Below are 7,702 nucleotides of genomic sequence, written 5' to 3'. Positions count from 1 at the left end.
CCTGCATATCACGCGACTGTTTAATGCTGCCTGGACCCGCGCCATGGTGGAGCGGGCGATGTCCCTCCGGCCCGACCTTATTGTGGTGACGGGGGATGTGATCGATGGCAGCCTGGAACACCGGCGGCATGATGTTGCGCCACTGCGCGGTCTGGCTGCGCCCGACGGCGTCTGGGCCATCACCGGCAATCACGAATATTTCTTTCATCAGGCGATCTGGACGGCGCATCTGGCTTCGCTGGGGCTGCAGCCGCTGCTTAACAGCCATACGGTGATTCAGCGCGGTGAAGCCAGCCTGGTCATTGCGGGTCTGCCCGACGCCTCCGCACCGCGCCGACAGGCGACCGGCCCCGATCTGGCCCGTGCGCTGGAGCAGGTTCCCGAAAACGCCCCCATTATTCTGCTGGACCACCAGCCACGTCATGCCCGCGAGAACGCCGCACAGGGTGTCGATGTGCAGCTCTCCGGCCATACGCACGGAGGTCTGATTGTCGGGCTGGATCGCCTGTTTGCAAAACCCAACGCCGGTTTTGTTTCCGGGCTTTATCAGGTCGGCGGAATGCAGCTTTATGTCAACAACGGCACGGCGCTCTGGCCTGGCATGGCGATCAGGCTGGGCCGCCCCTCGGAGCTGACCCGGATTACCCTGCGCCGTCAGCCCTGAGGCGATAAAGGCGCCGCCAGGTGCGCATCATCCCGATCGAGACAAAGGAGAACCTCATGACCCTGTTATGTACCGCCTGTGGCACCGCCTATCCTGCTTCGGCTACGCATCAGCACTGTAAAATCTGTGAGGATGAGCGTCAGTATGTCCCGGCTTCCGGCCAGGGCTGGATCCCGTTCGACCAGCTGCGCGCCAGCCACGCCAATAAATGGACGGCACACAGTGAGGCGCTGTTAAGTTTTAAAACCGTGCCCGCGTTTGCCATCGGCCAGCGCGCTTTTCTGCTGCGGACGCCGCAGGGCAACGTGCTGTGGGACTGCCTTGCCAACCTTGATGATGCCACCTTTACGCTGATCGCGGCGCTGGGCGGCATTGATGCCATCGCGATTTCACATCCGCACTACTACACCACGATGCAGGAGTGGGCGGAGGCGTTTAACGCGCCCATTCATCTGCATGCCCGTGATCGGCAGTGGATCGTCCGGGAGAGCCCGCATATCCGGCTCTGGCAGGGCGACTCGCTGACGCTGATGCCGGGTGTGACGCTGTTACGGCTGGGGGGGCATTTCCCGGGTGGCTGCGTGCTGCACCGGGACGAAGGCGACGGGATCATTCTGGCGGGTGATATTCTGCAGGTGACGCCGGGTGCGCATGGCGTGTCGTTTATGTGGAGCTATCCGAACATGCTGCCGCTCTCTGCGGCGACGGTTGGCGATATTCTGCAGCGGCTCACGGGTGTGACATTCGGACAGCTTTATGGCGCCTTTGAAGGTCAGGATATCCTTCAGCAGGCGAAAGAGAAGGTGATGCGATCGGGAGAGAAGTATCTCGCCTGTCTGCAGGATCATCAGGCGTGACACAGTAACCGAACAGCCGCCCCTTCAGGCGACGGCTGTTCCGGTCTTATCAGGCCGTTTTAAACAGCGCGACTAAGGTACGCAACTGCACGGCCCGCCCGGCAAGTTCATCCGCAGAAGAAGCGGACTCTTCAACCAGCACGGCGTTCTGCTGGGTGACCTGATCCATCTGATTGACCGCAATATTGACCTGCGAAATGCCGCTGGTCTGCTCTTCCGTGGAGGAGGAGATATCGCGCATCAGCTGAGAAGTCTGTTCAATCGCGCTGACGCTCTGCTTCACTCTGTCGCCTGCGTTCCGGGCCATCGTGATCCCTTCCTGCGCATGAAGCACCGACTGCTCAATCAGACTCTTGATCTCTTTGGCTGCTGTCGCTGAACGCTGTGCCAGCGCCCGCACCTCTGAGGCAACAACGGCAAAGCCTTTACCCTGCTCTCCGGCACGCGCCGCTTCAACCGCCGCATTCAGTGCCAGAATGTTGGTCTGGAAAGCAATGCTGTCGATTACCGACGTGATCTCTTCAATTTGTCCCGAGCTGCCGCGGATTTTGTGCATGGTTTCCATCACCGAATCCATGGCCGAGCCACTGGAGAGGGCCGCCTGCGTCGCAGAATCCGCGCGTTCAGAGGCAAAGCGGGTGTTCTCAGCATTCTGCTGCATGATGGACGCCAGTTGCTCCATGCTGGCAGCCGTTTCCGCCAGGGACGCCGCCTGCTCTTCAGTGCGTGACGAGAGGTCGCCGTTGCCGCGGGCAATCTCTTCCGACGAGCTGGCGATGGTCGCGGCGTTGCCTTTGATATCGGACACCAGCTGGGCAAGACGCTGCTGCATCTGCATCAGGGCATTCAGCAGCTCAGCCATTTCGTTGCTGCCGGACACGGTCAGCTCTGCCGTCAGATCACCGGCGGCGACGCGACTGGCGACTTCCACGGCCTCTCTGACCGGCCGCGTGACCGAACGGGTGATCATCACGGCCAGCAGGATCGCCAGCAGGGCAATCGCCAGAAGGCCGGACAGCAACAGATACTGTGCATGTCGGCGCTCATCGATTTGTGACTGCAGGAGTATCTGCAGCTGGTTGCTGCTCTGACTGCCCAGCATGCCATAGCGATTAATCGCTTCGGTTAAGATACGGACATATTCAACCGGCGTAATCGTGACATTCCCGGTCACAATCGCCCCTTCAGCCTGCTGCAGGGCATTCAGAGCCTGCTGTCTGGCATTCTGCGCCAGCTCGCCGAACATCGCTTTGAGATCCGGTTCAATGGTGAACACCTTATCCATGTTACTGCTGAACTGTGACAGCGCCGTTTTGCCATTATCGATCTGGAAGGCCAGGCGACTGCGATCGGCATCAGAGATGTTACCGCTGGCGATCAGTGAAGCCCCCCCGCCACGGATCTGACCCAGCGTCTCGGTCAGCAGCGGCAGTCGGCTAAAAACACTGACGATCAGCTGGTAGGTATTCAAATCAGCATCCAGTGAGAGCTGGTAGTAATCCAGTACATCCTGATTCGTTTCCAGCAGAACCTGGATCAGATGCGTGTGCCGTGCCAGGCTGGTCGCCAGCGTCAGTCGTCCGCCAACCAGATCCTCCTGCAGCTGACGCCACTCCTGATTAACCTGGTCCAGACGCGTTAATGGCTGCGCCTGCTCACTGCTTTGACGCAGATCGGCAGCAATGCTTTCAGATACGCTGTTGATCTGGGTCACTAACGCCAGACGCGGTGGGTTATCCATTCTGTTCTGGCCAATGGCGATGGCGCTTTCTGCCCGATGACGCTGCAGCAGGCTCAGCAGCTGCAGTACTTTTTTCTCAACCGGAATACCGGTGAGTTCAACTTTCTTGGTGTCAATGAGCTGGTTGCCCGTCTGAATAAAGAGAAAAGTGGGTAAAACAAACAGCACCAGTGCAAAGGCTCCCAGTAAAAGGAATTTTGCTGGCAAATTAATCCGGTCGAGTACTTTTTTCATTCTTTTCCGCTCTGATGTGTTAAGCATGCAGGTGATGTCATACCCAAAATGGGTAATGTAATTTTATTTTTACGAATTCTTCATATGCAGCCCATAGCGGTTTGCGCGTAGCACAAAGCCGCCTGAAGGCAATGAAATTTACTTAGTTAAATAAAGGGCTGGATAACAGCAAGAGAGAGTATAGATTGCGCCAGGTTATTTTACAGTGAATAAACAGACGATAGTTACAGCCACTTTCACTTAAGCCAAACTGAAAAATAACGATAGATATCAATGTTATGAACACTGCCTGATAAATATCACCTGTAAAGCCTTAAGCCAGACTTCAGCATCAACATCTGGAAAATAAAGAAATTAAAGTTAGCCCGGAATCAGCCGATACTAGCTGCCGTCTTTTTTCAGGAATAATTATCATTACGGATAAGAGATTAATTTATCCTTCCCGGGCAATTAATATTCAAACCGTTATTACCGGGCAGGCCCTGAAAATATAATAAATGAAATCGTTTTCATTTAATTTAAAGAAGCGTGATGCATTGAAATAAAAATGAAATAAAGGCAAAAAAAAAGCCCCCACAATGTGGAGGCTTTTCGGGAACGGCTTAAAGCTTAAAAGCTTTCCCAGTTTGCTTTGCTCAGGTCAACACTCTGCGGTTCAGGCTGACGGCTCTTTTTAGCCGGACGGAAGGCAGAAGCGGTCTGTGGCTGCAGCTGCGGTGCAACACGGCCTGAGCTTTCAACGGTAAAGGTCGAGACCAGCGCCGACAGCGTTTCGGCCTGTTCCTGAAGTGATTTCGAGGCAGATGAGGCTTCTTCCACCAGCGCGGCGTTCTGCTGCGTCACTTCGTCCATCTGGCCAATCGCCTGATGAACCTGCTCAATGCCTTTGCTCTGCTCAGAGGTAGCCGCGGCAATCTCATTGACCAGATCGGCGACCTGCTGGATCGCGTGACGCACGTTTTCGCTGTTTGAACCGACGCTATTGGCCTGCTCTAAGCCGTGCTCAACCTGCGAAACGGACGTGGAAATAAGGTCTTTGATTTCGCGGGCAGCCGACGAGGAGCGTTGTGCCAGGTTACGCACTTCCGACGCAACCACGGCAAAACCGCGACCATGTTCACCGGCACGTGCTGCTTCCACCGCCGCATTCAGCGCCAGAATATTCGTCTGGAAGGCGATGCCTTCAATCAGCCCGGTGATTTCCGAGATTTTGGCCGAGCTGGCGCGAATATCATCCATCGTGGTGAGCATCTGCTTCACAGCCGTTCCGTTCTGGATCGACATATGGTTGGCGTTATTCGCCAGACTGCTGGCCTGATGCGCGCCTTCGGAGTTCTGCCGCACCGTTTCACTCAGCGTGGCCATGCTCGCTGAGGTCTGCTCCAGTGAAGCAGCCTGCTCCTCGGTGCGGGCAGAGAGATCTTCGTTACCTGCTGCGATCTGCGTTGAACCCGTACTGACCGATTGCGCAGCATGATTCACCGAGAGCAGCGTGCCAGAGACGCGCGCCAGCAGCTGATTAAACGCCATGGCCGTCTGGCCGATCTCATCCTTGCGGCTGACATCCGCAGTATGCGTCAGATCAAGCGTGTGGCTGACCTGGGTCATGGTATTGACGATGCCAGAGAGGCTTCTTTTGATGCCCATGATCACCTTAACGGAGAAGGCAGCCAGAATCAGAATCACCAGTAATGATCCCCCCGACATCGCCCACAGGGTCTGGGTGTAGACGCGTTTGTTTTCAGCACGCAGCTGTTCGCCGATGTCGATGTTCAGCTGAATCTGACGGGTGAAGTCCGCTTCCATTTTACGGGTTGCAGCGCCCACACCATTTTCACTCTGCAACAGTGGCAGGGTGACCGCGTCATCATGAGCGCGCGATGCGGCAAGGAAAGCCGGCAGCGCACTGCGCACTGCATCCAGATTCCTGTTGGCCTGTTCAGTCATCGCCTTGTCTTCATCGCTGGAGATGTCATTGGCCATGTAATAATCGTTCAGCGATTTAATCTGCTGCAGCAGATTATTAATGCGCTCTTCTGCAGCGGGGAACTTTGTCTCATCGCTGGTGCTGTGATAGCGGTAAAGAGCAATGCCTAATTGATTGGTTACGCTGATCGATTTATTCAGATCGCGAATACTGGGTATCGCGTTCACCTGCACATATTCAAAACGGGACTGAAAACCCGAAATCACAGATAACGAGATAATCACCAGTGCAATCAGTGACATTGCAAGCAGTGAGAAAATCATTACCAGACGCTGTGTAATAGTCATAAAGAACCCCTGGGGAGAAAGAATAATTTGAACAAATGTTAATGCTGGATCGTTCTTATCGGCTTTTTTCAGCGGCGCTTTAATTGATCGCAGTAGATATATTTTTTTATTTTTTCTTGCGCCTGACGCAGAGTGAACTAACAACGCAAAGAGGCTGATTCTTATTCTCTTTTAGCGTTAACATATTATTTACATCCCGCCATCCATGCTCACTTTCCTCCCTTAACTCTTTATCGTTATATGCAGCAACAATGCCGGATATAAGCACTGAATGTCAGTTGTGGCGATCTGATAATAACGTGGCTGATTTAACAGCAGTGCTCAGGTAATCGGCAACGCTAAGCCTGCTCTTCTGCAGGAAAGGGTACGCGGCGGCTGTCAGCGGCAGAACACGACAGCGAAATCCTGCCCTGTCAGCGCGCTCAGCAGCCTCAGGGCGGGGCAAACCTGGTTGTGGCGGGAGCATCTGCAACTCGGATTTTAGCCATTTGTGGCAGGGCCAGATTAAATTAGTGAATTGACTGGCGGAATGCTGATTCTGGTCTATGCTCACTGGCCCGACCAGGTTTTAACCTGCCGGACAGCACTAACGCTTACAATAAAAAAGGTAGTCATCATGGATTTAGCCACATTTGAAACCAGAACCGGTCTTTGGCCACACATGCAGTTTACGGATGTTGAATATGAAGCATGCAGCAGTGGCGTTGAGATCTACGCCATTGATGTCACCCGTCAGACCAAGAGCAAGCTGTTTATCTGCCGCGTTGCAAACGAACAGCAGGCGGCCTCGCTGACGGCACAGTTTAAAGAGTGGTTACCGAAAATTAAGCTGAAAAAGCGCAAAGTTGCTCTGAATAGGGCCCGCACGGGCTGCGAGAAGAGCTATTCTGCCAGGCCGAACTACCAGGACCGCGCCGGGTTGCGTCAAAGCAGCGTCAGGGCCTGATTGCAGCCTCAGCCTGTCTCTGCAGGCAGGCTGAATGCCTGATGGTGCTGCGGTGCGCGCTAATTGCGCGCCGCAGGAACCTGAAACAGTCGGCACTCACCCGGTTCGGTGGAGATATCACGGAATGTCGTGATATGGATCTCTATCCAGACATTCGCCGCTCGCATGGTGTGAGGTGTGTTGTGCAGGTCCAGCTGCGTGACAAAGTCCCGGGTGCTGATCGTACACAGCCCCTCGCTATCCCGCCTCATCGCCTCTCTGAATGCGATCCAGACCGCATCATCCTGTTGCATTGCATTGCCCCCGCAACATCTCACCACCATTGACTGTATATATAAACAGTATAATTATTCCCGGAGTCGGTCAAGCCTGTCTGGTTTTCGGCTGCGGAGGACGCCCTGCCCTGCCATTTTTATCCGTGTCCGCCAGCGAAACGGGACTTTAATCCAAATCTTAGAAAACGTTTTCATTAACGTTTAACACATTGATTAACCTGAAAATGCATTAAAGTGATCATTCTAATCATCTGATATCAAACTAAAAAACGGTTAACCGCAGCGGCATTCAGATCGCTTTTGCCCTATCTTTAAATGGCTCTGTAACGAAATCCACTTCCTTTACAGAGTGATCTGACTCCTACCCTTGCCCCCTTAAACAGGGGGCACTTTTTCAGAGAGTGCAGTAGCAGAGATCACGTTTCACCGGCCAGCGTAAAAGGGCTGGTGAAAGCAACCTGTAAACATCCGATTAACCAGCGCCTCACCAGGGATGCTGTGTCATTATAATAATGCGCTATATCTTCTGTTCGCCCCCGCTTTAACGGGGGGGCTTTTCTGCTTTATTACAATTGCCTGATCGCTCTCCCGGGAAAATGGCGATTAATGCCTCTTAACCCGGGCGGGATTCACAGCGATATTAATACCGAAAGCAGAACAGCATAATCATTTCAGTTGTGCCCTTAACCCCCGAAATATCTGTGATATGGT

General features: G+C 54.0%; 6 protein-coding genes. 3 read left to right on the top strand and 3 right to left on the bottom strand.

The window, feature by feature from the left end:
• Together S7A_RS20365 and S7A_RS20360 are read left to right on the top strand one after the other, a co-directional pair.
• Positions 1-664: metallophosphoesterase (locus S7A_RS20365; RefSeq protein ID WP_033736894.1), on the top strand; the 664-nt coding region annotated here is incomplete at its 5' end.
• A 56-nt stretch (positions 665-720) separates the two neighbouring features.
• Positions 721-1,521, top strand: coding sequence for an MBL fold metallo-hydrolase (locus S7A_RS20360; RefSeq protein ID WP_009093267.1), 801 nt, complete (start codon positions 721-723; stop codon positions 1,519-1,521).
• A gap of 49 nt (positions 1,522-1,570) precedes the next feature.
• Here the strand turns inward: S7A_RS20360 and S7A_RS20355 are convergent, their stop codons facing one another.
• Both S7A_RS20355 and S7A_RS20350 read right to left on the bottom strand, forming a co-directional pair.
• On the bottom strand, positions 1,571-3,496 hold the full coding sequence (locus tag S7A_RS20355) for a methyl-accepting chemotaxis protein (RefSeq protein ID WP_009093266.1): 1,926 nt from the start codon (positions 3,494-3,496) through the stop codon (positions 1,571-1,573).
• A 609-nt stretch (positions 3,497-4,105) separates the two neighbouring features.
• Complete coding sequence (locus S7A_RS20350) at positions 4,106-5,770, bottom strand: methyl-accepting chemotaxis protein (RefSeq protein WP_009093265.1); 1,665 nt, start codon at positions 5,768-5,770, stop codon at positions 4,106-4,108.
• A gap of 529 nt (positions 5,771-6,299) precedes the next feature.
• Here S7A_RS20350 and S7A_RS20345 point away from each other — a divergent pair.
• The gene (locus tag S7A_RS20345; RefSeq protein ID WP_237712336.1) at positions 6,300-6,716 is read left to right on the top strand and encodes a hypothetical protein; all 417 of its coding nucleotides are present in this window, start codon (positions 6,300-6,302) and stop codon (positions 6,714-6,716) included.
• A 59-nt stretch (positions 6,717-6,775) separates the two neighbouring features.
• Here S7A_RS20345 and S7A_RS20340 read toward each other — a convergent pair whose 3' ends face one another.
• Positions 6,776-7,009 carry a hypothetical protein gene (locus S7A_RS20340; protein WP_009093263.1) on the bottom strand — a complete coding sequence of 78 codons (234 nt, stop codon included), beginning with the start codon at positions 7,007-7,009 and terminating at the stop codon, positions 6,776-6,778.
• Positions 7,010-7,702: the final 693 nt, after the last annotated feature.

Origin of the sequence: Pantoea sp. Sc1, from assembly GCF_000255315.1 — a bacterium.
In the GTDB taxonomy this organism is placed as follows: Bacteria; Pseudomonadota; Gammaproteobacteria; order Enterobacterales; family Enterobacteriaceae; genus Pantoea; species Pantoea anthophila.
Note: the sequence above shows the minus strand (reverse complement) of the source record. Positions and strands in the feature narration are given on the sequence as shown.

What these genes read in the sequence shown, in the direction of transcription:
- S7A_RS20360 (WP_009093267.1), top strand. Translation starts at nt 721, where the DNA reads ATGACCCTGTTATGTACCGCCTGTGGCACCGCCTATCCTGCTTCGGCT.
- S7A_RS20355 (WP_009093266.1), bottom strand. Translation starts at nt 3,496, where the DNA reads ATGAAAAAAGTACTCGACCGGATTAATTTGCCAGCAAAATTCCTTTTA.
- S7A_RS20350 (WP_009093265.1), bottom strand. Translation starts at nt 5,770, where the DNA reads ATGACTATTACACAGCGTCTGGTAATGATTTTCTCACTGCTTGCAATG.
- S7A_RS20345 (WP_237712336.1), top strand. Translation starts at nt 6,300, where the DNA reads ATGCTGATTCTGGTCTATGCTCACTGGCCCGACCAGGTTTTAACCTGC.
- S7A_RS20340 (WP_009093263.1), bottom strand. Translation starts at nt 7,009, where the DNA reads ATGCAACAGGATGATGCGGTCTGGATCGCATTCAGAGAGGCGATGAGG.